This is a genomic window from Streptomyces sp. BYX5S, from assembly GCF_054724165.1.
Genome location: NZ_CM138829.1, coordinates 3380850 through 3404825 on the forward strand (window position 1 = coordinate 3380850; position 23976 = coordinate 3404825).

Genomic DNA, 23976 nt, shown 5'->3' on the forward strand with positions numbered 1-23976 from the left:
CCGGGACCGCTGCCGCGGGTGCTCAGCCCGCGACGACGCGCACCGCGGTCGGCTTGGATTTCGGCGCGTGCGCCGCGCGAACGGTGTCGTACGAGGTCTTCCGTGCCACTCCGCGCGCGATCCGCTCCGCCGTGGCCCGCAATGTCGGGAGGTGTCGGTCCGCCGACACCTGCGCCACGGGGCCGGTGACCGAGAGCGCCGCGTACTCCGAGTCGCCCAGAGCCACCGGTACGGCAAGGCTGGCGTCCCCGATCCTGACCCCCTCGCGCTCCAGCGCGTACCCCTGACGTGCCGCCGTGGACAGCCGCCGGGATAGGGCCTGCGGATCCGTGACGGAGCGCGGGGTCAGCGCGGGCAACCCGCTGCCGACGAGCGCCGCCACCCGCTCGGGACCGTCCGGGGCGAGGGCCAGCAGCATCTGCCCCGTCGCGGTGCACGAGGCGGGCAGCCGGCCGCCGACATAGGAGTGGGTGAGCACATTGGCCTCACCCGCGATCTTCTCCAGGAACAGGACATGCGTGCCGTCGAGCACCGAGAGGTGCACGGCGGCGCGGGTCCGGGAGAACAGGTCCGCCATCAGCGGGCGCGCGACGGTGCGCAGCACCGCCGACGCCGGCACCCGTTCTCCCAGGTGGAAGAGCCGGATCCCCAGCTCGTACCTCTCCTCGCGCCGGTCGAGAAGACCCCACTGCACCAGTTCCTGCGCGAGCCGGTACGCCGACGCCTTGGGCACGCCCGACCGGCGGCTCAGCTCGCTCAGTCGCAGCCGGTCCGCACCGGACTCGAACGCGGCGAGCAGCAGCTGAGCCTTCCCCAGCACGGAATTCGGCAGCAGGACCTCTTCGTCAACGTACGACCCCATCAGCGTCCCCTCACTTGTCCATGTGGCGGCACAGCCATTTGAAGTGCATCAACGCCATGTTGCCTAGGGGGTCGTACGTGTGAACATCACGCAACGGGTGTGCGGTGCCCCTGCTCGGCCGGGTCCGTGTCCGGCGCGTCCGGCCGCGTCCCGCTCCGGCTGTCCGGCACATGCGCGAAGAAGACCAGAGCCACCAGCGTGACGACGGCCATGCCCACGGTGAGCAGCGCGACCGGCAGGAAGTGTCCCGTGGCGGCCAGCAGCGCCGCGGCCACGACCGGCGACAGGCCCCCGGCGATCGCCGATGACAGCTCGTGGCCGAGCGCCATCCCGGAGTAGCGGGTGCTGGTGCTGAACAGCTCGGAGAAGTACGAGGGCTGGACCCCGATCATCGCGGCGATGGCGATGTGCCCGACGATGAACGCCACCCACACCGCGGCGGTCGACCCCGTGTCCATGAGCAGGAAGAAGGGCGCGGCCCACAGCAGCATGCCGAGCGCCCCGCCGATGTAGACCGGCCGCCTGCCCACCGTGTCGGAGAGCCGGCCGAAGACGACCATCATCACCGAGTCCGTCAGCATGCCGACGATCCCGGCCCACAGCAGCACGGACGACGAGATCCCCACGTACGCCCCGTACACGAGGGAGAAGGACATGAAGATGTAGCTGGCGCCGCTGTCGGCGAAGCGCAGGGCCATCGCGAACAGCACCTGACGCGGATGGCGGCGCAGGACCTCCCGCAGCGGCGAGTGCGCCGGGGCCTCGGCCTTCGCGGAGTCGGCCTCGAAACTGTCCGTCTCGCCGATGTGGCGGCGGATGTAGAGGCCCACCACGAAGATCACCGCGCTGGCCAGGAACGGGAGCCGCCAGCCCCACGAGAGGAAGCCGTCCCCGGACACCTGCTGGGCGAGCCACAGCGCCAGCGACGACAGGACGAAGCCCAGGCCCATGCCGGTGGAGCTGAAGGAGGCGAGGAAGCCGCGCCGCTCGGCCGGGACGTTCTCGGTGATGATGAGCACGCCGCCGCCCCACTCGCCGCCGGCCGCCGCGCCCTGGAGCACCCGCAGCAGCACCAGGAGCAGCGGCGACAGCAGACCGGCCGTGGAGTACGAGGGCAGCAACCCCATGCAGAAGGTGGCGCCGCCCATCAGGGAGAGCGTTCCCATGAGGGCGGCCTTGCGGCCCCGCCGGTCGCCGATGTGCCCGAAGATCAGGCCGCCGATGGGCCGGGCGGCGAACCCCACGGCGTGACCGGCCAGCGCGGCGATGGTGCCGAGCAGCGGATTCTCGCCGGAGGGGAAGAAGACCTGGCCGAGGACGAGCGCGGCGGCCGTGGTGTAGAGGAAGAAGTCGTACCACTCCATCATGTTGCCGGCGACGGACGCGATGACAACGCGTCGCGTCGTGGATGCGCCCTCGGTCGTGTTCTTGCGGGGCATACGTGCTCCTTGCCGTTCGACCTTGAGATCGCTGGAGCGTAGGAACGGCCCCCGAGTCGCCTCAATCGGGTCGGTCCGCCTGACGGGACGGCGCGCTTCCCGTGGTCCCCGCGCGGTGCCAGCGTTCCGCCACCCCGACCGCGCTCCGAACCCGGAGGTCCATCACGATGACCCGGACGACACGGCACCACCGAACGGCGGCCGTCCTCCTCGGCCTGCTCGCCCTCCTCCTCACCACCGCCTGCGGGGCGGGCACCACCGACACGACGGACACCTCGGGCGGCGGCAGCCCCACCGTACGGATCGCCCTCGGCGTCGACGCCTCGTACGCACCGCTGTACCTCGCCGCGGAGCGCGGCATGTTCAAGAAGGCCGGTCTCGACGTGAAGCTGGTCAAGGTGGAGGGCGGCCCCGCCGCCGCGCAGGCGGTCACGGCCGGCACCGCCCACATGTCCGCCAACGCCGACTCCACCGCGCTCCCGCAGATGGTGAGCAACCCGGGGCTGCGGGCCCTGGGCGTCTTCCAGTCCTCGGGCCGCCTCCTCAAGGTCGTCCTGCGCAAGGGCATCGACTCGCCGCGGCAGATCAGAACGATGGGCTCGATCCAGGGCATCGGCCTGTACGCCACGCACGAGTACCTGAGACACCACGACATCGACGCGGACTCGGTGACGATCCAGCAGGGCTCGCCGCAGGAGATCCCCAGCATGCTCCAGCGCGGCGACATCGACGGCTACATCCTCTTCGACCCCTGGGTGACCAAGGGCGTCGAGGCGGGCGGCCACATCGCCGGCTCGACCGGCGACTTCGGTGTCACGTACCGGCAGTGGCTGCTCGCGGACCAGAAGTGGCTGAAGGGGAACCAGGAGACCGCCGGGAAGGTGTTCAAGGTGGTCGCCGAGGCCGACCGGCTGGTGACGAAGGACCCGCACGCGGCGGCCCTCGCCTCCCACGAGCAGGCCCAACTGCCGGTGGCCGCAACGGAGAAGGCCATCGGTGAGATCTCCTTCAGGGCCCGCGCCCTGACGTCGGCCGATGTCACCTCCTCGCGCAGGATCGTGGACTTCCTGCGCGCCCAGAAGCTCATCAAGAGCGCACCCGACTACGACACCGTGCTGCTGCGCGGCTGGTACGACCGCCACGCCGGGTGACTCGCCTTCGCGAGAACCATTCCCGGTCCGTTCCGCTGAGCGGACCGGGACGCAAGCCTCCGACCTCAGGAGGGCAGTAGTTTGCGCCAACCCACGGACCCGCACCTGATGACCTGCCGAGAAGTGTCCAACTCAGAGGTGACCATGCACACAGCGTCCCGTCCGGTCCATCGCATCACCGGCTCCGCTCTCCTCGCCGCGGCACTGTTCGCCGCGACCGGATGCGGCGCGGGCACCACCGACGCCGGAGCCGATTCGGGCTCCGGCGGCAAGGCGAGCGGCCCGCAGGTGCGGATCGCCGTCGGCGTCGACGGGGCGTACGCGCCCTTCTACGTGGCCGACAAGGAGGGACTGTGGGCCAAGCACGGTGTGAACGTCGACCTCGTCCAGTTCGCCAAGGGAGGGGAAGGCGTCGACGCCCTGGGCGCCGGGCAGGTCCAGATGGCGGGCAACTCCGACGCCACCACGATCGGGGTCCTCGGACAGCACCCGAACCTGAGGTCGCTCGCCGTGTACGAGAGCTCGGGGCAGTACCTCAAGGTCGTCCTCCGCTCCGATGTGAAGTCCCCCGAGAAGATCCGCAAGATGGCCGTGGTCCCGGGCCTGTCCGAACTGGCCGCCACTCGGTTCCTCGAATCGAAGGACATCGACCCCGAGTCGGTGGAGTTCGTGACGAGCGACCCCGCGGAGATCCCGGCCCTCGCCGACAAGGGCGATGTGGACGCGTACGCCCTGTGGGAGCCGTGGCCGAGCAAGGGGAAGGAACTCGGCTCGCGGATCGTGGAGACCACGGGCGACTACGGGCTCATCTACCAGCACTGGCTCCTGTCGACCTCCTCATGGCTCAAGGACCACAAGGATGTCGCCGCCAAGGTGGCCCAGGCGCTCGCGGAGGCGGCCGAGAAGACCGAGAAGGATCCGGAGGCCGCCGCGAAGGCCACCATGCAAGCGGCGAAGATCCCCACGGAGCAGACCCTGACGGCGGTGAAGGAGATCGACTTCGGCGTCCGTGACTTCACCGCGAAGGACCTGAAGGGCTACGACGACACGGCCGGTTTCTACGTCGACACCGGCAAGGTCAAGTCCCGCCCCGACCTGTCCGGCGCCATCCAGAAGGGCTGGCTCTCCGACAACACGAAGGAATCCCGATGACCGAGTTGACCAAGGGCATCGAGAAGGACACGACGACGGCACCGGGGGACACCATGGCCACACCCCGCAGGGACGCCCCGGCCGGTCGCGGGGCCGCCCTGCGCGCTGAGCGCGCTGGAATCTCCTTCGGAGACTTCCAGGCCGTCCGCGACATCGACCTCGACATCCCGGCCGGTGAGTTCCTCTGCCTGCTCGGCCCGAGCGGCTGCGGCAAGTCCACCCTCCTCTCGGCCATGGCGGGCTTCATCCAGGTCAGCGAGGGAACGCTCACCGCCGACGGCGCACCCATCAGCGGCCCGGACCCCGAACTCGGCATGGTCTTCCAGAGCAGCGAGGCCCTCTTCGACTGGCTGACCGTGCGGCAGAACGTCACCTTCGGTCCCCGGATGCGCGGCCGCTCCCGTGCCGAGCAGGACCGGGCGGCCGAGGAGTTCCTCGGCCTGGTCGGCCTGCGCCACTGCGCGGACCGCTACCCGAACCAGCTCAGCGGCGGCATGCGCCAGCGCGTCCAGATCGCCCGGGTCCTCGCCAACGAACCGGACGTCGTCCTCATGGACGAGCCCTTCGGCGCGCTCGACGCCCAGACCCGGCAGGTGCTCCAGGAGGAGACGGCCCGCATCTGGCGCGCCTCCGGCTGCACCGTCGTCTTCGTCACCCACGACATCGACGAGGCCATCCTGCTGGCCGACCGCATCGCCGTCATGACGGCCGGCCCCGCGGCCTCCATCAAGTCCCTGTACGAGGTCGACCTGCCGCGCCCCCGCGACGAGTCCGACCCGGCCGCCGTAGACCTTCACCACAAGCTGCGCGAGGACATCGGGGAAGAGGTCCGCAAGGCCATGCGCGACCAAGGACTCGACGACCGGCCCGACCGAGAGGCGAAAGGCGCATGACGATCACCACCACCGAGGCCCCGGCCCCCGCCCGCACCCGCCGCCCCAGCAAGGCCGGGGGACAGGGGCTGCGCACGGCCGGCCTGTACGCCCTCGCCGTCCTCGTCGGCCTGGGGATCTGGCAGCTCGTCGCGATGAAGTACGGCCCCTCGCTCGTCGCCTCGCCCAGCCAGACCCTGTCCGCCGCCGGTGAACTCGCGGCCGACGGCACCCTCACCAATTCGGTGGTCGCCTCCAGCCGCCGCATCCTCATCGGCTGGGGCCTCGGCGTCCTGGTCGGGGCACCCGTCGGCCTGCTGATCGGACAGATCAGGATCGTCCGCCAGCTCCTGGAGCCCTACATCGAGTTCTTCCGCTTCATCCCGCCGGTCGCCTTCGTGACGCTGGCGGTGGTGTGGCTGGGCATCGGCGAGTCCTCGAAGGTGGTGCTGATCTTCTACACGGCCGTCTTCATCGTCACCCTCAACACCAGCGCCGGTGTCATGGCCGTCAACGAGAACAAACTGCGGGCCGCGGCCAGCCTCGGCGCGAGCCGCCGCCAGATCCTGCAACGGATCGTGCTGCCGTCCACCGTCCCGTACATCCTCACCGGCTCCCGGCTCGCCATGGGCAACAGCTTCCTGACGATCGTCTCGGCCGAGATCGTCGCCTCCCAGGTCGGCCTCGGCTCCCTGATCTGGACGTCCCGCAACTACGGCCGCATCGACTGGGTCTTCGTCGGCATCATCACCCTCGGCATCCTGGGCCTCGTCTACGACCGGATCCTGCGCCTCATCGCGATGCGTGTACTGCACAAGTACGGAGCTAAGGTGTGAGGGTGGGGACAAGCTCGGCCAACGGGGACAAGAACGGAGAACACAGCACGTGAGCACTTCCGCAACGACATCGAAGGTCCTGCTCCTGGAGGAGTTCGGCACCCTGCCCCGCCTCACCGAGCGGCCCGTTCCCGAGCCGCGCCCCGGCCACACCCTCGTACGGACGGCCGCGGCCACCGCCGCCCACCTGGACCTCAACATCCTCGACGGACAGTTCGGCATCCTGCCCGAGCTGCCGTTCGTCCCCGGCACCCAGGGCAGCGGCTACGTCCTCGCCTCCGACACCCACCCCGTCGGATCGCTGGTGAGGCTGCGCGGCGAGGGCCTCGGCCTCAGCCGCGACGGTGCCTGGGCCGAGCACGCGCTCGTGCCGGACGCCGCCGCCGAGGTCATGCCCGAGGGCACCGACCCCGCCCTGGCCTGCATCTACTTCTCCCCGGTCGGCACCGCCTGGGCCACCGTCCACGACATCACGAAGGTGCGGCCGGGGGAGCGGGTGCTGGTCACAGGCGCGTCCGGCGCTGTCGGCGCCATGGCCGTACAGCTGGCGGCCCGCGCGGGCGCCGAGGTGATCGGCGCGGTCGGCCGCCCCACGAAGCTGGAGCACGTCCCGGACGCCGCCAAGGCACTGCTCGCCAAGGACCTCTCCGAGGAGACCATCGGCGGCAAGGTCGACGTCCTCATCGACACCGTCGGCGGCCGGATCCTGCGCGACGCCCTCACCCTCGTCCGCCCACGCGGCCGGGCCGCGCTCCTCGGCTACACGGCCGGCCGCGAGCTCACCCTGGACCTCGCGGACTTCTTCCTCGCCGACGTCACCCTCCTGCCCGTCAATATGATCTCCCGCAGCCCGGAGGTCGCCCCCGACGTCCTGCGCCTGCTCCCGGACCTTTCTTCGGGCGCGCTGTCGCTGCCGTACGAGAGGTACGGGATGGACGCGCTCGGCACGGCGGTGGAGCGGCTGCGCACGGGGCAGGCGGTGGGCAAGATCGTGCTCGACATGGAGCACACCGGCTGAGCCAAGGCTCTCTCCGCACGGAATCCGACAAGGGCCCCCTCCCGCCGGAGGGGGCCCTTCACGCTTGCCGGATCAGGACTGCGAAACGCCTGCCTGGGCGGCGAGTTGGTCCGGGTTGACGGGGAGCCAGTCGTAGTCGACGGAGTTCCAGAAGGCGCACTGGCGGCGCGTCTGGTACTCCTCGTTCTTCAGCGCCCGGCTCTCACCGCCCGGCAGCAGGGACATGAACTTCCCCGCCCGGTAGGAAGGCCAGTCGGCGAGCCCCGCGGAGGCCGGGTTCCCGTGCTTCACGAACGAGCCCCAGTAGCGCACCATCTCACTGGACAACTGCTGCTGCTCGGGAGTCAGCAGTGCCGAGGTCGCGGAGGGCAACAGGTACGGCTTCTCGCTGCCGTGCGACGCGCCCGCGTCGAAGCCGGTCGAGGGTCGGCCGGTGGGCGGGTGCGGGTCGTTGAACTCGTAGGAGTACGTACGCGGTTGCCGCTTCGAGTACTGCGCCGTGAGGTTCTGGTACTGGCAGCCCCCGAGACCGAAGAAGGTGCTGCTGTCGCCCCACAGGGCGCCGAAGGCGTACGCCCCGGTGTGGGAGTCGCCGTAGGCGCTGAACGGATAGTGCGCGAGGACGGCGTCGGCCTCGGCCCCGAACTCGATCCGGACCGCTCGCTCGTACTGGTCCTTCGTCGCGTTCGCGAACGGCAGTGCCCACGCCCGTACTTCGTCACGTGTGTGGCCGATGAGGAGGGGGACGTTCGCGGTCCGGCCGGTGCGTACGGCATCGAGCGGAGCGACGGGCAGTTCGGGCGTCCCGGACGTGGGCAGCGGGGTGGTCACGACGCCGCCGATGAAGTCCTTCGCCGCAGCCTGCAGTTCACTGGCGGGCTTGGCCCGCAGGCAGGCGAGATCGGCCGAGGCGGTGGAGCAGCCGGCGGCCGTCGCGTACCTCTCGCCGCGGGCGACGGCCTGCTTGACCGTATAGCTCGGGCACCCGCCGCTCTGGATGATCGCGCCGGAGAAGAGACCACGTGCCGACGGCGATGCCAACTGCGCGCACACGGAGTGGCCGCCGGCCGACAGCCCACCGATGGTGACACGGCTCGCGTCACCGCCGAACGCACCGATGTTGCGCTGGGTCCAACGCAGCGCCGCCTGCTGGTCGAGCAGGCCGTAATTGCCCGCGCCCTGCTTGCTCAGCCCCGGCAGGTCGAGGAAGCCGAACACGCCGAGCCGGTAGTTGATCGAGACGACCACGACGTTGTTGGTCCGGGCGATCAGCGAGCCGTCCTCCGCGTCCCCGGAGCCGGTCGAGAAGCCGCCACCGTGGATCCAGAACATCACCGGCAGCGGACGGTTGGTCCGGTTGGCAGGGGTGTAGACGTTCAGGTACAGACAGTCCTCACTCGTCCCGGGGCTCGTGCTGCTCCCGTTCTGCAGACAGCGGGGTCCGGGGGAGGCGGCCGACCGGGTGCCCGTCCACGCGGCAGCGGGTGCCGGAGGCTGCCAGCGTTGGGCGCCGACGGGCGGAGCCGCGTACGGGATGCCGGAGAAGCGGTCGACGCCGTCGGCCGAGGCTCCCGCGACCAGGCCCTTGTCGGTGGAGACCGTCAAGGACCGGGAGGCGGCCGACGCCGGGACGGCCGAGATGAGGGTCACGAGGATGAGGAGGCTCGCCAGCCAGGCGAATCCCTGTCGGACAGTGGATCTCACTGAGTCTCCTGAGAGGTAGGAGCGATGGAGGAGGTCATGCTCTGCCTCGCGTGGCGGACGCGCGATGTCCTCGTTCCGCTCCCTGGACCGTTGTGTGGTCAACAGGCGCGCGCATTACAAAATGACTCCCCCGTCGCTACGGTCTCTCAAGAGATTCGACGCACCACAGTTCGTCAGCGAAGTCTCCGCATCCCACAAGGAGTCCGCATGGCAACACGTATCAGCCGTCGCAGCATCCTGGCCGCAGGCGCGGGTGCCGGGGCACTGTCCCTGCCCGGCGTCGCCGCTCACGCCGACGACCGTGCGCCCGACGGCGTGAGATTCACCCTGAACGCCCACGTGCTCGACGGCGGCGAACAAGTCACCTCGCTCACCCTGAAGACCTCCCGGCTCGGCCCGATCGACCCGGCCGGACTGACCACCGGCACCTTCGGCGTGCACGCCAAGGCCACCCGCCCGTTCCCCCTCGCGGACGGCGAGCGCATCAGCGGCGAGTACGACCTCGACCGCACGGTGACCGCCGTGCGGCTCGACCGGCACGGCGACATCGTGCTCGAACTGGCCCACGGTGAAGGCCAGTCCGGTGGGAACACGCTCGGCTACCTCTCGCCCGAGGGCCGCAACGTGATGCTCGACCTCGCCTACACCGTCACGCAGCACACCCCCATCGCCCTGCGCAACGGCCGATCGATCACCGTCGACAACTTCGTGCAAAACCGGCGCCTGTCGAACCCCGAGGTGGACGCGTTCACCTCCCACGTCTCCGCCTCGGGGATGAAGTACCGGCTGTACTCACCCGCCGAGTCCCGCTCCTCGAAACGACGCAAGCGCCCGCTGATCGTCTGGCTGCACGGCGGGGGCGAAGGCGCCTCACTGCCCAACGACTACTACGACAACGAGACCACGCTGCGGGCCAACCGCGGCGCACTGGGCTTCGCCACCCCCGAGGCGCAGTGCATCTTCGGCGGCGCCCATGTGGTCGCCCCGCAGAGCACCTCCTACTGGATGGAGGACGGCCCCCGCTTCGCCCCGCTCATCCACGAGATCATCGGCGACGTCACGCGCAGGAACGACATCGACCGCGAGCGGATCTACGTCGCCGGGTGCAGCAACGGCGGCTACATGAGCATGAAGATGACAGCCGTCTACCCCCGCCTGTTCGCCGCCTCCGTGCCGATCTGCGGCATCGTCACGTCGTTCCCGCCCGGAGGCGCGCCCCTTCTTCCCGACAGCGAGCTGGCGCGGATCACCACGCCCAGCTGGCTCGTCACCTCCCGCGACGACACCACCGTGGACCCGCAGGCCAACACCGTCCACGCGCACGAGGTGATCCCCGGCTCCCTGATGACGCTCTACGACCACGTCGTCTGGAACGGCTACCAGTTCCTCGGCCACTTCTCGTGGATCTACGTCGCCCGCAACGACCCGAGCATCGACGGAACGCACATCTGGCAGTGGATGGCCGCTCAGCGTCGTTAGTGCGAGGACGGCCGCGCTATCCGGCGCCGCCCGCCACCCCGTACCGGCCCGGTCGACGCAGATCGGCGGCAGGTGTGAAGGTGTACCCGGAGCCGCGGCGCTCCACGCGACCGGCCGACGGGGCGGCGAAGTGTGCGGGCAGCATCGCGGTCCCGGTGTCGGCCAGCCACTCCAGCGTCCGCCTGCGGGTGCGCGCCGAGAGCTCGGGGTCGACGCAGTAGCGGGTGCTGGTGTCCGGGTCCATCAGCTGGAGCGGGTGGTGGAGGATGTCGCCGGTGAGCAGCATCCGTGCCCGGGAGCCGGTGACCAGGACGGCCGTGTTGCCGGGGGTGTGACCGGGCGCCGGGTGCAGCCGCACATGCGGGCCGAGTTCGGCGTCCGGGGGTGTCAGGTCCAGCAGGCCCGCCTCGGCGACCGGTTCGATGCTGTCGGCGAGGTAGTCGCCGGTCCGGGTCATGGCCGCGGCCCCCGCCGCCGACCGCCAGTAGTCGTACTCCGGGGCGGTCAACACGTGCCGGGCCTTCGGGAAGGCCGGCTGCCAGCGGCCGTTGGACCACCGCGTCGCCCAGCCGACGTGGTCCACGTGCAGATGACTGAGGACGACCGCGGACACCTCGTCGGCGGCAACGCCGGTCTCCGCGAACCGCTGCCACCAGCCGCTGTCCTGCCGGTCGAACTCCGGTCTGCCCCGCTGCTTCCCGTCGCCGACACACGCGTCGACCAGGATCCGCTCGTGCGGGGTGACGACGAGGAAGGCCTGCATGGTGTAGACCAGCTGTCCTCGCCCCGGGTCGTACCAGGGTCCCTCGGCGGCCCAACCGGACGGCCCGAGCGGATGGTCGGGGAAGAACTCCACCGGGTCGATGAGCAGCCGCGGTGTCTCCACGATCGGAACCACCGCGACGTCACCGAGATCGAACCAGCCGCTCATGGTGCGCTCACCTCCCGCCGCGTCCGCTCCGCGTCCTCGGATCCGCGGCTCCGTCCCGTCGTATCGGGCAGGCGCCACAGCACCGCCGCGCTCACGGCCGCCACCACCACCGGGATCGCGGTGAGCAGCACGATGTCGTCGCCGGGAAGCGAGAGCGCCAGCAGGGCACCCGCCGCCGCGGGGCCCACGATCGAGCCCACCCGTCCCAGGGCCGCGGCCCAGCCCACTCCGGCGGTCCTGGTGGCCGGCGGGTACATCGCCACCGCGAGGGTCAGCTGACCGATCTGGCCGGCCGTGACACCCGCACCGGCACCGGCGAGCGTGAGCAGCAGCGCCGTGTGGTCGGTCCCCACGGTGGCCGCGGCGACCATCGACACCGCGCCGATCGCCGGCATCACCATCAGGGCGAACGTGATCCCCTTGCGGGCCGCGAGCAGGAGGAGCACGAGTCCGCCGACGACTCCGCCGAAGCTCAGGAAGGCCAGTCCGATCGGCGCCCGCGAGGCGGAGAAGCCGTACTCGGTCAGCAGGGTGGGCACCCAGGACTGGAGGGTGTAGCTGGCGATGAAGACCAGGAAGGCGAAGGTCCACAGCAGCACGGTGGGGGCGCGCAGTCCAGGGGCGAACAGCGCGCCGACGCGTGCCTCGCGTGCGGCGGCCGCCGCGTCGTCGGCTCCGGGAGCGGTCGCCGTGCCGCCCGTGGCCGCGGGCGGCGGTGCTTCAGGGAGTCGGCGGATCATCAGCGCCGCCAGCAGCAGCGGAAGCGCCCCGCCGATCCAGAACACCCCGGCGGTCCCGACCGACGCCAGCATGCTGCTGCCGAAGACACCGGCGACCGTCCCGCCGAAGGCGAGCCCCAGGGTGACCGTGACCGAGACCGACTGCCGCTGCCGGTCCGGGTGGTGTGCCGCGGCGAGAGAAACGGCGCCGGGCAGGACCACGCCGAGGCCGAGGCCCGTGACCAGCCTGACCGTGCTCAGCGCGGTCAGTGACTGCGCGGGCAGCACCAGCGCGGTGACCAGCGAGCCCGCGGCGAACAGCACGGTTCCGGAGATCAGCATCCGCCGCAGGCCGAGCCGCACCGCGAGCCTGCCCGAAGCCAGGTAGCCGAGCACCACGCCGATGTTGGTCAGCACCACCGCCGGGGTGAAGTCGGCCGAGGTGACACCCCACTGCTCGGCCAGTGAGGGCAGGACGAAGGAGAGCGAAGCGGAGTCGAAGCCGTCGAGCAGCACGGCGAGAAAGGCAAGTCCCACCACGCCCGTGCGCATCCCGCGAAAGCTCGCCAGGACGCCGCCGCTCGCCGTCGCCGTACGTTCGCCTTCTCTCATCGCGTGCCTCCGAAGACGACGTGGTGCGCGGCCTCGAAGAGTTGCGACTTGGGTTCGCTGAAGGCGGTGGCGGTGCCGATGTGATCGGTCCCCTTCAGCACTACGGTCACCGGGGGCCGGCCCGCGGCGGCCAGGGCATCGACGAGCAGGCGGCCCTGGCGGGTCAGCCAGAGGTCGTCGTCCGTCTTCCGGTTGGGCTCCGGATCCCCGAAGGAGACCACCACCCGCTCGGGACCGCGGCTCACCCGCAGCGCGGGGCTGAGCCGTACGGCCTCCGTCGGGTCCTCGACCATGTCGCGCAGATCGGTGGGCGCACTCATGCACACGGTGCCCGCCACCGGGCCGGGGGAGTCGTCGGTCAGCGTGACCATCGCGGCGAGGTGACCGCCCGCGGAGTGCCCGGCCACGGTGATGCGGTCCGGGTCGCCCCCGTAACGCGCGGCGTTCGCGCGTGCCCACTCCACCGCCAGGGCCGCGTCCGCGACCGCGTCGGCGATGGTGTGGGCCGGTTCGAGCCGGTACCCGAAGGACATGAAGACGGCGCCGGCCTCCACCCAGGGTCCCGCGAGGTGGTCGTAGTGGGCGGGGTGGCCCTCGCGCCAGCGACCGCCGTGGAAGTAGACGACGACCGGGCGGTCCCGGGAGCCGTCGGCGGGCGGCCCGGGGTGGTAGACGTTCACCAACTGGTGTGCGTCGGGGCCGTACTTGAGGTCGATCTCGTGAGGCACCCGGGAGCGCAGCTCCTGGCGGCGGAGTGCGGCTCGCCGGTAGAAGCCCGGCCAGTCGGGGTGGTAGTCCTCCGGTCGCCGACAGGTGAAGAACTCGCTGGTGTCCGCCGGGCGGACTGCTTGGCTCGAGGCCACTGCGCCTCCTCGTCATCGCCGGCGCCTGGAGGCTCCGGATGTGCAGTGGTCCGTATCTTCACCAGGCCCGCGGCACCTCGGGTAATGCCTAGTTCGTCCGCACCTATGGCCAAACGGTCATACCGGAAGGCGCGTGCCCCGCCGAGCCCGGCCGGGTACGGCATCCGCGCCCGACCCACCTCGTCGCCCGGCGCCGCCATGTCCGAACGGCTATACCGGAGGCCCAAAACGGCATTGGACGGGCATGAAAAGGCGCTCGTACGGTCCCCTCATGACCGACGATTCGCCAACCGAGATCGTTCAGCTCCGCAACTTCGTCGACGGGAACTTCGTCGAAGGCGCGGACACGTTCGACAAATTCAGCCCGGTCGACGGGGCCCGCGTCGCCGTGGTGCACGAGGCCGGGCAGGAGACGGTGGATGCCGCCGTACGTGCCGCGCGCCGGGCGTTCGAGGGCCGCTGGGGCCGCTCCACGGACCAGCAGAGAGCCGCCTTGATGAGGCGGATCGCCGACGGGATCGAGGCGCGCTTCGAGGAGTTCGTGGACGCCGAGATCCGGGACACCGGCAAACCGGTGGCGCAGGCCCGCGAACTGGACGTGGCTCGCGCGGCGGCGAACTTCCGGTCCTTCGCCGACACCATCGCCTCCGCCGGGCTCGACTCGTACCTGACCGACACGGCCGACGGCCGTCAGGCCCTCAACTACGCGGTGCGCAAGCCGCTCGGTGTCGTGGCCGTCATCGTGCCCTGGAACCTTCCGCTGCTGCTGCTCACATGGAAGGTGGCACCGGCCCTGGCGTGCGGCAACGCCGTGGTGGTCAAGCCGTCCGAGGAGACCCCGTCGACGGCGACCCTGCTGGCCGAGGTCATCGCCGAGGCGGGCGCGCCGAGCGGTGTGTACAACGTCGTCCACGGCTTCGGCCCCGACTCAGCGGGCGAGTTCCTCACCCGGCATCCGGGCATCGACGGAGTCACCTTCACCGGGGAGTCCTCGACCGGGGCGACCATCATGAGGACGGTCGCGCCGCGCGTGGTGCCCGTCTCCTTCGAACTGGGCGGCAAGAACGCGGCCGTCGTCTTCGACGACTCCCCGCTGGAGCGGACCCTCGACGGACTGACCCGTTCGCTGTTCCTGAACACCGGCCAGGTCTGTCTGTGCACCGAGCGGGTCTACGTCCAGCGAGGTGTCTTCGACGAGTTGGCGGCCGGGATCGCCGAGCGGGCCAAGGGACTGCGCCTGGGCCGCCCCTACGACTCCGGTACGACGACAGGACCGCTGATCTCCCAGAAGCACCGGGCCAAGGTGCAGTCGTATCTCGACCTCGCCGTGAAGGAAGGGGCGGAGGTCCTCGCCGGGGGCGGCACACCCGACCTCGGCGCGGACCTCGCGGGCGGCGCCTGGATCGAACCGACGGTCTGGACCGGCCTGGACAACTCCTGCCGCACCGTGCGCGAGGAGGTCTTCGGCCCGGTCGCCGCGCTGATCCCCTTCGACACCGAGGAGGAGGCGATCCGCCTGGCGAACGACACCGACTACGGCCTTGCCGCCGCCGTGTGGACCAGCGACCTGAACCGGGCCCACCGGGTGGCACAGGCGATGGACGTCGGCCTCTCCTGGGTCAACACCTGGTACCTGCGCGACCTGCGCGCCCCCTTCGGCGGGACGGGCCGCTCCGGTATCGGACGCGAGGGCGGAAAGCACTCGCTGCACTTCTACACCGAGACGACGAATGTGTGCGTGGCACTGTGACCGAAACGACCTCCTCCCTCGCCCAGTACGCCGCGGCCCTCGACGAGGCCGTCACCTCCCGGCAGGCGATCGCGCAGCTGAGCGACTCCGCCTCCCTCACGCTGGACGACGCCTACCAAGTGCAGGCGCTCGGCGCCGAGTTGCGGGCGGCCCGCGGTGACCGTGTCGTCGGGGTGAAGCTGGGGTTCACCAGCAAGGCCAAGGCGCTCCAGATGGGTGTCTCCGATGTCATCTTCGGGCGGCTGTACGCGGCCGGCGAGCACGCCGACGGTGGCAGCGTCGCCATGGAGGACTTCATCCACCCGCGCGTCGAGCCGGAGGTGGCCTTCCGCCTCGGCGCGGACTTCGACCCGCGTGCCGCGGCCGATCCCGAGGCGGATCTGCGGGCCGCCGTCGACGCGGTCGCCCCCGGTCTGGAGATCATCGACAGCCGCTACGCGAACTTCAGGTTCTCCCTCACCGATGTCGTCGCCGACAACACCTCGGCGGCCGCCTTCGTGACCGGGGCCTGGCAGCCGGTCGACCTGACCGCCGCCGACGTCCGCTTCGACGATCGGCCGGTGACGCTGGAGATCGACGGCGCGGCCGCGGCGACCGGGAGCACCAGCGACATCCTCGGCGACCCGGTCCTCGCCCTGCCCGCGATCGCCCGCATGGCCGCGGCCCAGGGAGTCGTACTGCCCGCGGGGTCCGTGCTGCTCGCCGGGGCGGCGACCGCCGCGGTCGCCCTCCCCGGCGGCGTCACGGTCAGCGCGACCGTCCCCGGGCTCGGCTCCGTCAGCGTCACCACCACCGGCGCCGCCACGGAGGAGCAGCGATGACCGACACGTCCCTCGTGGTCGAAGGGAAGGCCACCCCGCGCGGCAGGTTCCCGCACGTCAAGGTCGTCGGCGACCTGGTGTTCGTCTCCGGGACCAGCAGCCGCCGCCCCGACAACACCTTCGCCGGGGCCAGTGCCGACGGGATGGGGGTGACGGACCTCGACATCGAGGTACAGACCCGGGCCGTGATCGAGAACATCCGCGACGTCCTCGACGCCGTGGACTGCACCCTCGACGACCTGGCCCAGGTCACCACCTATCTCGTCAACATGAACGACTTCGGCGGCTACAACCGCGTATGGGCCGAGCACTTCGACGCCTCAGGACCCGCGCGCACCACCGTCGCGGTCCACCAACTGCCCCACCCGCACCTGCTCATCGAGATCCAGGCCGTCGCCGTGCGCCGGTCCGGCCGAACCGCCAAGGAGAACTCATGACGTCGTCGCTGCCCCCGGTCTTCAACTTCCCCAAGTGGCTCGCCGAGCACGAGCACCTGCTGAAGCCGCCGGTCAACAACAAGGCGATGTGGGACACCAGCGGTGACTTCATCGTCCAGATCGTCGGCGGCCCCAACCAGCGGTACGACTTCCACTTCGACCCGTACGAGGAGTACTTCTACCAGGTCAAGGGCAACATGCACGTCAACGTGATCACCGAGGACGGTCCGCGGCGCGTGGACATCCGCGAAGGTGACATGTGGCTGCTGCCCGGCAACACCTGGCACTCCCCGCAGCGGCCCGAGGAAGGCTCCATCGGCATCGTCGTGGAGCGCGTCCGCCCCGAGGGGACGACGGAGCAGTTCGGCTGGTTCTGCCTGGAGTGCGGCACGAAGGTGCACGCGGTGGAATTGCAGGTGCGGGACATCGTCGCCGACCTGCCGCCGGTCTTCGAGGCGTTCCACGCCTCCGTCGAGCAGCGCACGTGCGGCAACTGCGGTGCGCTGCACCCCGGAAAGGGCTGATCCGGTGTCCGCTGTCGTCGACATCCACACCCATTACGTGCCCGCCGCCTGGCCGGACCTCGGACCCGGGCGGCCCTGGCTGCGGGTGGAGTCCGAACGCCAGGCGATGATCATGGTGGGGGAGACCGAGTTCCGGCCCATCGACTCCACCTGCTGGGACGTGTCGGCCCGGCTCACCGACATGGCCGCCGACGGGGTGCACGCCCAGGTGGTGTCTCCCACCCCGCTGTTCTTCGGCTACGACCTGAGCGGTGCCGAGGCCGTCAAGGTCTGCCGGATCTTCAACGATCTCGCCCTGGAGATCTGCGCACCCGACAGGGAGCGGTTCATCCCGTTCGCCCAGGTGCCGCTCCAGGACCCCGACGCGGCCTGCCGCGAGCTCGACCGCTGCCTGGACGCCGGACATGTCGGGGTGGAGATCGGCAACCACGTCGGCGACCAGGACCTCGACGCGGAGGGTGTCGTCACCTTCCTCCAGCACGCGGCCTCGCGCGGCGCGCCGGTCTTCGTGCACCCCTGGGACATGCCCAGCTCCCCGCGCCTCGGCCGCTGGATGGCGCAGTGGCTTACCGGGATGCCGGCCGAGACCCACCTCTCCCTGCTCGCCATGATCCTCGGCGGCGTGTTCGACCGCGTCTCGGACGAGCTGAAGATCTGTTTCGCGCACGGCGGCGGATCGTTCGCGTTCTGGCTGGGCCGCCTGGAGAACGCCTGGCACCGCCGCTCGGACCTCATCGCCACCTCGCAGCTGCCGCCCTCGGCCTACGTCGGCCGGTTCAGCGTGGACAGCGTCGTCTTCGAACCCGCGGCGCTGCGCACGCTGGTCGACACCCTCGGCGCGAACCACGTGATGCTGGGCAGCGACTACCCCTACCCGCTGGGGGAGCGGCCCGTCGGCGAGGTGCTCCGGAAGTCCGACTTCCTCAGCGACGCGGAGCGCGAGGCGATCGCCGGCGGCAACGCGCTGCGCTGGACTGGGCGCGTGCCCGCCGAGCGCTGATCCGCGAACCGGCCCGGTGACATGCCCCCGAACGGGGCGGTCACCGGGCCGTCGGCCGTGCTGGGCCGGCAGGTGTGCCCATGGTGACGCTCACAGCCGCTCGGCTGTGCCCTTACGCGAAAGGCGGTCTACCGTGCTGGGCATGGAAATACCGCGGATGCTGGACGGGCGACTGAAGTTCCGTCATCTCCTGCTCGTCGAGGCGCTCTCCGCCCAGGGCAGCGTGGTCGGAGCCGCGGCCGCGCTCCACGTCACCCAGCCCGTGGTCACCCGCAGCCTCCAGGACCTCGAACGCATCCTGGGTGTCACCCTCTACGAACGCGGCCCGCGAGGAATCCACCCCACCGAGTTCGGTGACGCCTTCACCCAGTACGCGCGCTCGGCGCTGGCCGAGATGAACCAGGCGAGCCGGCATCTCGCGGAGATCGCCGACGCCACCCGCGGCCACGTGGTCATCGGCACCCATCTCGCGGGCTCCAACCTCCTGCTGCCGCGGGCCATCGCCCATCTCAAGCGGGACCGCCCCGCCCTGCGGATCGTGGTGCGCGAAGCGACGCCGGAGGCGCTGCTCGAAGACCTCGCCGGGGGCAAGGTCGACTTCATCATCGGCCGCCTGGCGACGGTTCCCCCGGAGGGGACCATCCAGCAGACGCTCCACGCCGAGACCATCCGGGTGATCGCGCGCAGCGGACACCCGCTCGCGGCACGCGCCCACATCCCGCTCGACGAGCTGATCGCCTACCCGTGGGTGCTGCCGGGGGCGGAGACGGCGCTGCGCACCGAACTCGAGGAGTTCTTCCACCGCAACGACTGCTCCCTGCCCACCGACCTCGTCGAGGCGACCGCGTTCCTCACCATCCGCCAACTCCTCGTGGAGACCGACATGGTGGCCGCGCTGCCGGAACTCATCGGCGCCAGCGACCCCCGGCTCACCGCGCTGCCGATCTCGCTCGACCTCGTCGGTGCCCGGGTGGGGATCACCCGCACGGCCGGACGCCGTCTGAGCCCGGCCTCGGAAGCCATGGCGCAGGCGCTCGTCACCATCGCCCACTCGATGCACCCGCGGACCGCTCGCGACACCACGGAGGCCACCTGACCGCCGGGCCCCAGCGGGCCGACGGTCAGGTGACCTGAGGAGCGCGGTTCCTAGTCGGATGCTCCGGCGGGCTGCAACCGCTGGTCGGACGTGGGCGCCGTGTCGCGCCGCACCGTCTCGCGTGCGAAGTAGACCGAGACGAGCGTGATACAGCCGAGGACGACGAGGTACACGGAGACGGGCCAGGAGGAGTCGGTGGCCGCCAGCAGCGCGGTCGCGATGAGCGGCGAGAGGCCGCCCGCGAACACCGAGGCGAGCTCGTGGCCGAGCGAAATGGCGCTGTAGCGCGAGGACTTGCCGAACAACTCGGTGAAGAAGCTCGGCTGGGTGCCGATCATCGCCCCGTGGCCGATGCCGATGGCGATGATGAAGGCGAGCCAGACGAGCGCGGGGGTGCCGGTGTCCACGAGCCAGAAGAAGGGGAACGCGAAGACGATGAGGGTGGCTGCCCCGGCCATGTAGACGGGACGGCGGCCGACGCGGTCCGAGAGGGCGCCGAACCCCACCATCGAGGCGCCCTCCACGATGTTCGCGACGATGATCCCGGTCAGCAGCAGGCCGTTGCCGACCCCTATGTGCTTGCCGTAGGCGAGGGAGAAGACCAGGAAGATGTAGGACGCGCCGTTCTCCGCCATCCGGGCGCCGGCGGTGATCAGGATGGCGCGCGGTTGGGTCTTCAGCGCGTGCAGGATCGGCAGCCGCTGCTTGCCGCCCTCGTGCTGGACGCTCTGGAACTCCGGTGTCTCCTCGATCTTCAGCCGGATGACGAGCCCGGCCAGCGCGGGGACGGCGCCCAGGAGGAAGGGCAGACGCCAGCCCCAGGACAGGAACGCCTCGTCGGACATGGTCTGGACCGCGGCGAAGACTCCGGCGGAGGTGACGAAGCCGAGGTTGATGCCGACCTGGCTCCAGGCCGAGTAGAAGCCGCGTCGCCCCGCGGGGGCGTGCTCGGTGATCATGAGGACGCTGCCGCCCCACTCGCCGCCCACCGCGATGCCCTGGAGGACGCGCAGCAGGGTGAGCAGGATCGGCGCCCACACACCGATCTGCGCGTAGGTGGGCAGGGCGCCGATGAGGAAGGTGGTCAGCCCCATGATCAGCAGGGTGATCACAAGCATCGGCTTGCGGCCCAGCCGGTCGCCGAAGTGACCGAAGATGATGCCGCCGAGCGGGCGGGCCGCGAAACCGACGGCGAAGGTGCCGAAGGAGGCGAGGGTGCCGGCGAGGGAGCTGGCCTCGGGGAAGAAGAGGGTGCCGAGCACCAGGGCCGAGGCGGTGCCGTAGAGGAAGAAGTCGTACCACTCGAGTGCGGTGCCGGTCAGGCTGGCGATCGCGACCTTGCGGATCGACTGCGGTCCGGCTGCCGGTTTGTGCGGGGTGGTGGGGCTCATCTCGTCACCTCTTGATGAGGACGGTGGCCATCGGGACGTCGGGGGAGCGTGGTGACGTCCCGATGGCGGGGAAGGGGGATGTGCCGGGGCGGAGTCCGCCCGAGAGTGGGATGGTTCAGTGGCCGTCGTCGACGGTCGGGCCCGGTTCGGCGACGGCCGCGGCCCCGGGCAGGCGGGTGGCGCCGGGGAACCGTCCCTGTCCGCGTTCCTTACGAGCGCGCCGTGGTGGGCTGCCGGCCCTGTCGCGCTCCGACGCCGGCCGCCTCGCGGTCCCAGTCGGCGCGGGCGGCGCCCCACTCCCGCAGCACGGCCTTGCGGACCTTGCCGTTCTCGGTCTGCGGCAGTTCCGGGCACAGCGCCACGAAGCGGGGGATCGCGTAGTAGGCGAGCCGTGGCTCGCAGAAGGACACCAGCTCGGTGAAGTCGATCTCCTGGCCCTCGACCGGGACCACGGCGGCCATCACCTCGTCCTCGCCCAGTTCGGAGTCCACCGCGTACACCGCGACGTCACGGACGCCGGGGTGCTGCGCGAGAACGCTCTCGACCTCGACGGAGGAGATGTTCTCGCCCCGCCGCCGGATCACGTCCTTGATGCGGTCGACGAACCTGATCCACCCGTCCGCTTCGATCACCACCCGGTCACCGGTGTGGAACCACAGGTCCTGCCACGCGGCGACGGTGGCCTCGTGCATCTGGTAGTAGCCGGAGGCGAAGGCGTAGGGCTGGTCGCTGCGCAGCAGCAGTTCGCCCGCGGTGCCCGGGGGGACGTCGAACCCGTTCTCGTCGACGACCCGGGCGGAGAAGCCCTCCTGGAGGCGGCCGATGTGTCCCGGCCGCTGTTCGGTCCGGCTCGCGGAGATCACCGCGTTGGTCTCGGTCGAGCCGTAACCGTCGACGAGGACGACGCCGAACCGCTCCTCGAACTCCCGCAGCAGTCCGGCGGGAGTGGCCGGTGCCAGGGCCGCGGTCACCCGGTGCGCCCGGTCGTGCTCGCCGGGCGGCCGGCCCGCCAGAATGCTGATCATCGCGCCCAGCAGGTAGGTGCACGTCGCACCGCTGGCCGTCACGTCCGCCCAGAAGCGGGAGGCGGAGAAGCGCGGACCGATGACGTACTGCGCACCGCTGACCAGCGCCTGGCTGAAGGCGTTGAGCGCGTTGGTGTGGAACAGCGGCAGACAGGTGTGCAGCACGTCCGCCGAGGTGATGCCGAGCTGCGCCGTGACGTTGCGGCCCCACCAGTAGAACTGGGCGTGCGGGCAGACGACTCCCTTGGAGACCCCGGTGGTGCCCGAGGTGTAGAGGATCACCGCGGGATGGCCGGGGCCGACCGGCGCGGGCTCCACGGCCGGGCCGTCGTCCGGCAGCGGGTCGACGGGGACCGGCAGCACCGTGGCCGCCTCGTGCTCGTCGAGCAGCCAGATCTGGCGCAGCGCGGCCGTGCTCGGCAGCGCCTCCACCTGCGCGAGGAAGGAGGGCTCCAGAACCAACAGCTCCGCCTGCGAGTTGGTCAGGATGTGATGGAGCTGCTCACCGCGTGCGGCGGTGTTGATCGGCACGGCGACGGCACCGATCCACGCGCAGCCCAGGATGAGGTCCAGCAACTCGACCCGGTTGGACGCCATCAGCGCCACCCGGTCGCCCCGCTCCACGCCGTGCCGGCGCAGCAGGCCGCCCGCGACGGCGACCCGTTCGACCATCTGGGCCGCGGTCCGCCTCGTGTCCCCGCAGCGCAGCAGGACGCTGTCCGGGGTGGCTTCCGCGCGCCATCGCAGCAGCCCGGGGACGCTCGCGCGGGTGAGGTCGGGGACGCCGGTGACTTCGGTGACCTCGCTCATGACAGCTCCTTTCCGGGCCGGCCGCCCGACGGTACGAAGGCGACGGGGCGGTCGGACGACGGGTCGGGGCGATCGGTGAGTTCCACGACGTCACCGGGCTCGACCGGGCCGAACAACCGGGCCACGAGCAGCGGTTCGGGATCGCAGGCCACCGACGCGACGACGACGTCCCCGAGATGGGTCAGCTGCTCGACGACCCCGCGCTCGACCTTGACGGGTGCCAGGTCGGCGCCCCCGCAGCGGGGACACATCAACCGGGCGGGGAACCACTGGCCGCCGCACTCCTGGCATTTCTGCACGGTCACACTCATACGGCGGCCTCCAGGAGGGTGGCGTTGGCGCACGCGCCATAGCGGTAGAGGACCATCCCGTATCCGCTGACCAGACCGAGCCGGGCGTTGTCGACCTGCCGCTGCCCGGCCTGGCCGCGCAACTGCCGTACGGTCTCCACGAGTCCGTGCATGCCGCCCGCGGAACCCGGCTGGCCGGCCGAGAGCTGGCCGCCGGAGGTGTTCACGGCGAGCTCGCGGGTCGCGATGCGCTCGGCGATGAACGCCGGCATCTCCCCGCCGGCGACCAGACCGAGATCCTTGAGCTGGGCGAGCGCCATCGCCGGGTAGTCGTCGTACACGCTCACCACGTCGACGTCGGCGGGACCGCGGCCCGCGGTGTCCCACAGCTCGGACGCGCAGTCGGCCAGGCCGGTGGACAGGCCGTCGCCCGCCTGGTCGTCGCTGTTGTAACGGGCCGTTACGGTGAGCACCCTGGCCCGCCGGGTGCCCGCGGCCCGTTCGTCCGCCGCGACCACGACGGCGTCGGCGCCCGTGACCGGCGGCACGCAGTCGTACCGGCCGAGGGGCTCCGCGACCATCGGAGCGTCCAGGTACTCGTCGAGCGTCAGCGGCGTGCGGTACACGGCCCCCGGGTTGAGGGACGCCCACTCGCGCTGCGCCACCGCGAGTCGCCCGTAGTCGGTACGGGTGAGGCCCTCGGCCGCCATCTGACGCTGGGTCAGCAGGGCGAAGAGGGCGTTCGGACCGAGCATGTCCAGCGGAACCAAGTGCTCGGCGGTGGCGCGGTTGTACTCGGCCACCATCTTCAGGTGAACGTCCCGGTCCATCAGGTCGCCGGCCGCGAGCACCACCACCGAGGCGTCGCCGGACTCCACGGCCCGCACGGCGTGCTGAAGCATCGTGCCCGCGCTCGCCCCGCCGTTGGTGTCCTGCATCAGCCAGCGCAGCCGCAGACCGAGCCGCCAGGCCAGGTCGATGGCGTGGTCCGGATCGAGGGTGAAGCTGGAGACACCGAAGCCGTCGACATCGGAGGTCCCCAGCCCCGCATCGGCGAGTGCGCGGCGCACGGCGTCGGCGAGTACCTGTTCCGTGGTCGTGCCGGGCGCCGGATGGCGGGTGTAGGGGGACTCACCCGCGCCTATGACGCAGACGTCGCTTGTCGTCCTTCTCATCAAAGTGTGCCGTTCCATT

General features: G+C 70.9%; 22 protein-coding genes. 12 read left to right on the forward strand and 10 right to left on the reverse strand.

Going from position 1 to position 23976, the window contains the following annotated elements:
* Nucleotides 1–22: 22 nt before the first annotated feature.
* Both ACYBSK_RS15380 and ACYBSK_RS15385 read right to left on the reverse strand, forming a co-directional pair.
* Entirely contained in the window at nt 23–862 is an 840-nt protein-coding gene (locus ACYBSK_RS15380) for an IclR family transcriptional regulator (protein ID WP_460246466.1), read from the reverse strand.
* Nucleotides 863–948: 86 nt separating this feature from the next.
* Nucleotides 949–2301, reverse strand: a complete 1353-nt coding sequence (locus ACYBSK_RS15385; RefSeq protein WP_460246467.1) for an MFS transporter — start codon at nt 2299–2301, stop codon at nt 949–951.
* 167 nt (nt 2302–2468) lie between these two features.
* Between ACYBSK_RS15385 and ACYBSK_RS15390 the strand changes: the two genes are divergently transcribed.
* The 5 genes from ACYBSK_RS15390 to ACYBSK_RS15410 all read left to right on the forward strand — a co-directional run bounded on the left by ACYBSK_RS15390 (nt 2469) and on the right by ACYBSK_RS15410 (nt 7330).
* Complete coding sequence (locus ACYBSK_RS15390) at nt 2469–3452, forward strand: ABC transporter substrate-binding protein (RefSeq protein ID WP_460246468.1); 984 nt, start codon at nt 2469–2471, stop codon at nt 3450–3452.
* 144 nt (nt 3453–3596) lie between these two features.
* Nucleotides 3597–4604, forward strand: a complete 1008-nt coding sequence (locus ACYBSK_RS15395) for an ABC transporter substrate-binding protein (protein WP_457477639.1) — start codon at nt 3597–3599, stop codon at nt 4602–4604.
* Nucleotides 4601–5497: an ABC transporter ATP-binding protein gene (locus ACYBSK_RS15400; protein ID WP_460246469.1), complete on the forward strand. Its 897-nt coding sequence runs from the start codon at nt 4601–4603 to the stop codon at nt 5495–5497. Before ACYBSK_RS15395 ends, ACYBSK_RS15400 begins: the two co-directional genes overlap by 4 nt.
* Nucleotides 5494–6312, forward strand: a complete 819-nt coding sequence (locus ACYBSK_RS15405) for an ABC transporter permease (protein WP_460246470.1) — start codon at nt 5494–5496, stop codon at nt 6310–6312. Before ACYBSK_RS15400 ends, ACYBSK_RS15405 begins: the two co-directional genes overlap by 4 nt.
* A gap of 49 nt (nt 6313–6361) precedes the next feature.
* On the forward strand, nt 6362–7330 hold the full coding sequence (locus ACYBSK_RS15410) for a quinone oxidoreductase family protein (protein ID WP_460246471.1): 969 nt from the start codon (nt 6362–6364) through the stop codon (nt 7328–7330).
* Nucleotides 7331–7402: 72 nt separating this feature from the next.
* On the opposite strand, the gene ACYBSK_RS15415 is transcribed toward ACYBSK_RS15410, so the two are convergent.
* A complete protein-coding gene (locus ACYBSK_RS15415) occupies nt 7403–9034 on the reverse strand; it encodes a carboxylesterase/lipase family protein (protein WP_460246472.1) in 1632 nt (543 codons plus the stop codon).
* Between the two features lie 207 nt (nt 9035–9241).
* Between ACYBSK_RS15415 and ACYBSK_RS15420 the strand changes: the two genes are divergently transcribed.
* On the forward strand, nt 9242–10513 hold the full coding sequence (locus ACYBSK_RS15420; RefSeq protein ID WP_460246473.1) for a carboxylesterase family protein: 1272 nt from the start codon (nt 9242–9244) through the stop codon (nt 10511–10513).
* Nucleotides 10514–10529: 16 nt separating this feature from the next.
* Here ACYBSK_RS15420 and ACYBSK_RS15425 read toward each other — a convergent pair whose 3' ends face one another.
* Genes ACYBSK_RS15425 through ACYBSK_RS15435 form a run of 3 tightly spaced genes read right to left on the reverse strand, consistent with a single transcriptional unit; the run spans nt 10530 to nt 13638 of the window.
* Entirely contained in the window at nt 10530–11444 is a 915-nt protein-coding gene (locus ACYBSK_RS15425) for an MBL fold metallo-hydrolase (protein WP_460246474.1), read from the reverse strand.
* On the reverse strand, nt 11441–12775 hold the full coding sequence (locus tag ACYBSK_RS15430) for an MFS transporter (protein ID WP_460246475.1): 1335 nt from the start codon (nt 12773–12775) through the stop codon (nt 11441–11443). The genes ACYBSK_RS15425 and ACYBSK_RS15430 overlap by 4 nt, the downstream gene beginning before the upstream one ends.
* Nucleotides 12772–13638 (reverse strand): alpha/beta hydrolase, encoded by an 867-nt coding sequence (locus ACYBSK_RS15435; RefSeq protein ID WP_460246476.1) that lies wholly within the window; start codon nt 13636–13638, stop codon nt 12772–12774. The genes ACYBSK_RS15430 and ACYBSK_RS15435 overlap by 4 nt, the downstream gene beginning before the upstream one ends.
* A gap of 271 nt (nt 13639–13909) precedes the next feature.
* Between ACYBSK_RS15435 and ACYBSK_RS15440 the strand changes: the two genes are divergently transcribed.
* From ACYBSK_RS15440 to ACYBSK_RS15465, 6 genes are all read left to right on the forward strand, one after another.
* Complete coding sequence (locus ACYBSK_RS15440) at nt 13910–15388, forward strand: 2-hydroxymuconic semialdehyde dehydrogenase (protein ID WP_460246477.1); 1479 nt, start codon at nt 13910–13912, stop codon at nt 15386–15388.
* The gene (locus ACYBSK_RS15445) at nt 15385–16209 is read left to right on the forward strand and encodes a 2-keto-4-pentenoate hydratase (RefSeq protein ID WP_457477649.1); all 825 of its coding nucleotides are present in this window, start codon (nt 15385–15387) and stop codon (nt 16207–16209) included. The genes ACYBSK_RS15440 and ACYBSK_RS15445 overlap by 4 nt, the downstream gene beginning before the upstream one ends.
* Entirely contained in the window at nt 16206–16646 is a 441-nt protein-coding gene (locus ACYBSK_RS15450; protein ID WP_460246478.1) for a RidA family protein, read from the forward strand. Before ACYBSK_RS15445 ends, ACYBSK_RS15450 begins: the two co-directional genes overlap by 4 nt.
* Nucleotides 16643–17170, forward strand: a complete 528-nt coding sequence (locus ACYBSK_RS15455; protein ID WP_457477651.1) for a 3-hydroxyanthranilate 3,4-dioxygenase — start codon at nt 16643–16645, stop codon at nt 17168–17170. The genes ACYBSK_RS15450 and ACYBSK_RS15455 overlap by 4 nt, the downstream gene beginning before the upstream one ends.
* Before the next feature lie 4 nt (nt 17171–17174).
* Nucleotides 17175–18170 (forward strand): amidohydrolase family protein, encoded by a 996-nt coding sequence (locus ACYBSK_RS15460; RefSeq protein ID WP_460246479.1) that lies wholly within the window; start codon nt 17175–17177, stop codon nt 18168–18170.
* A 142-nt stretch (nt 18171–18312) separates the two neighbouring features.
* Nucleotides 18313–19266, forward strand: coding sequence for a LysR substrate-binding domain-containing protein (locus ACYBSK_RS15465; protein WP_460246480.1), 954 nt, complete (start codon nt 18313–18315; stop codon nt 19264–19266).
* 50 nt (nt 19267–19316) lie between these two features.
* Here ACYBSK_RS15465 and ACYBSK_RS15470 read toward each other — a convergent pair whose 3' ends face one another.
* The 4 genes from ACYBSK_RS15470 to ACYBSK_RS15485 form a co-directional block, all read right to left on the reverse strand.
* Entirely contained in the window at nt 19317–20657 is a 1341-nt protein-coding gene (locus ACYBSK_RS15470; RefSeq protein ID WP_457477654.1) for an MFS transporter, read from the reverse strand.
* A gap of 209 nt (nt 20658–20866) precedes the next feature.
* Complete coding sequence (locus ACYBSK_RS15475; RefSeq protein WP_460246481.1) at nt 20867–22492, reverse strand: ATP-dependent acyl-CoA ligase; 1626 nt, start codon at nt 22490–22492, stop codon at nt 20867–20869.
* Nucleotides 22489–22803, reverse strand: a complete 315-nt coding sequence (locus tag ACYBSK_RS15480; protein WP_457477656.1) for a Zn-ribbon domain-containing OB-fold protein — start codon at nt 22801–22803, stop codon at nt 22489–22491. Before ACYBSK_RS15480 ends, ACYBSK_RS15475 begins: the two co-directional genes overlap by 4 nt.
* On the reverse strand, nt 22800–23957 hold the full coding sequence (locus tag ACYBSK_RS15485; protein WP_460246482.1) for a thiolase family protein: 1158 nt from the start codon (nt 23955–23957) through the stop codon (nt 22800–22802). The genes ACYBSK_RS15480 and ACYBSK_RS15485 overlap by 4 nt, the downstream gene beginning before the upstream one ends.
* Nucleotides 23958–23976: the final 19 nt, after the last annotated feature.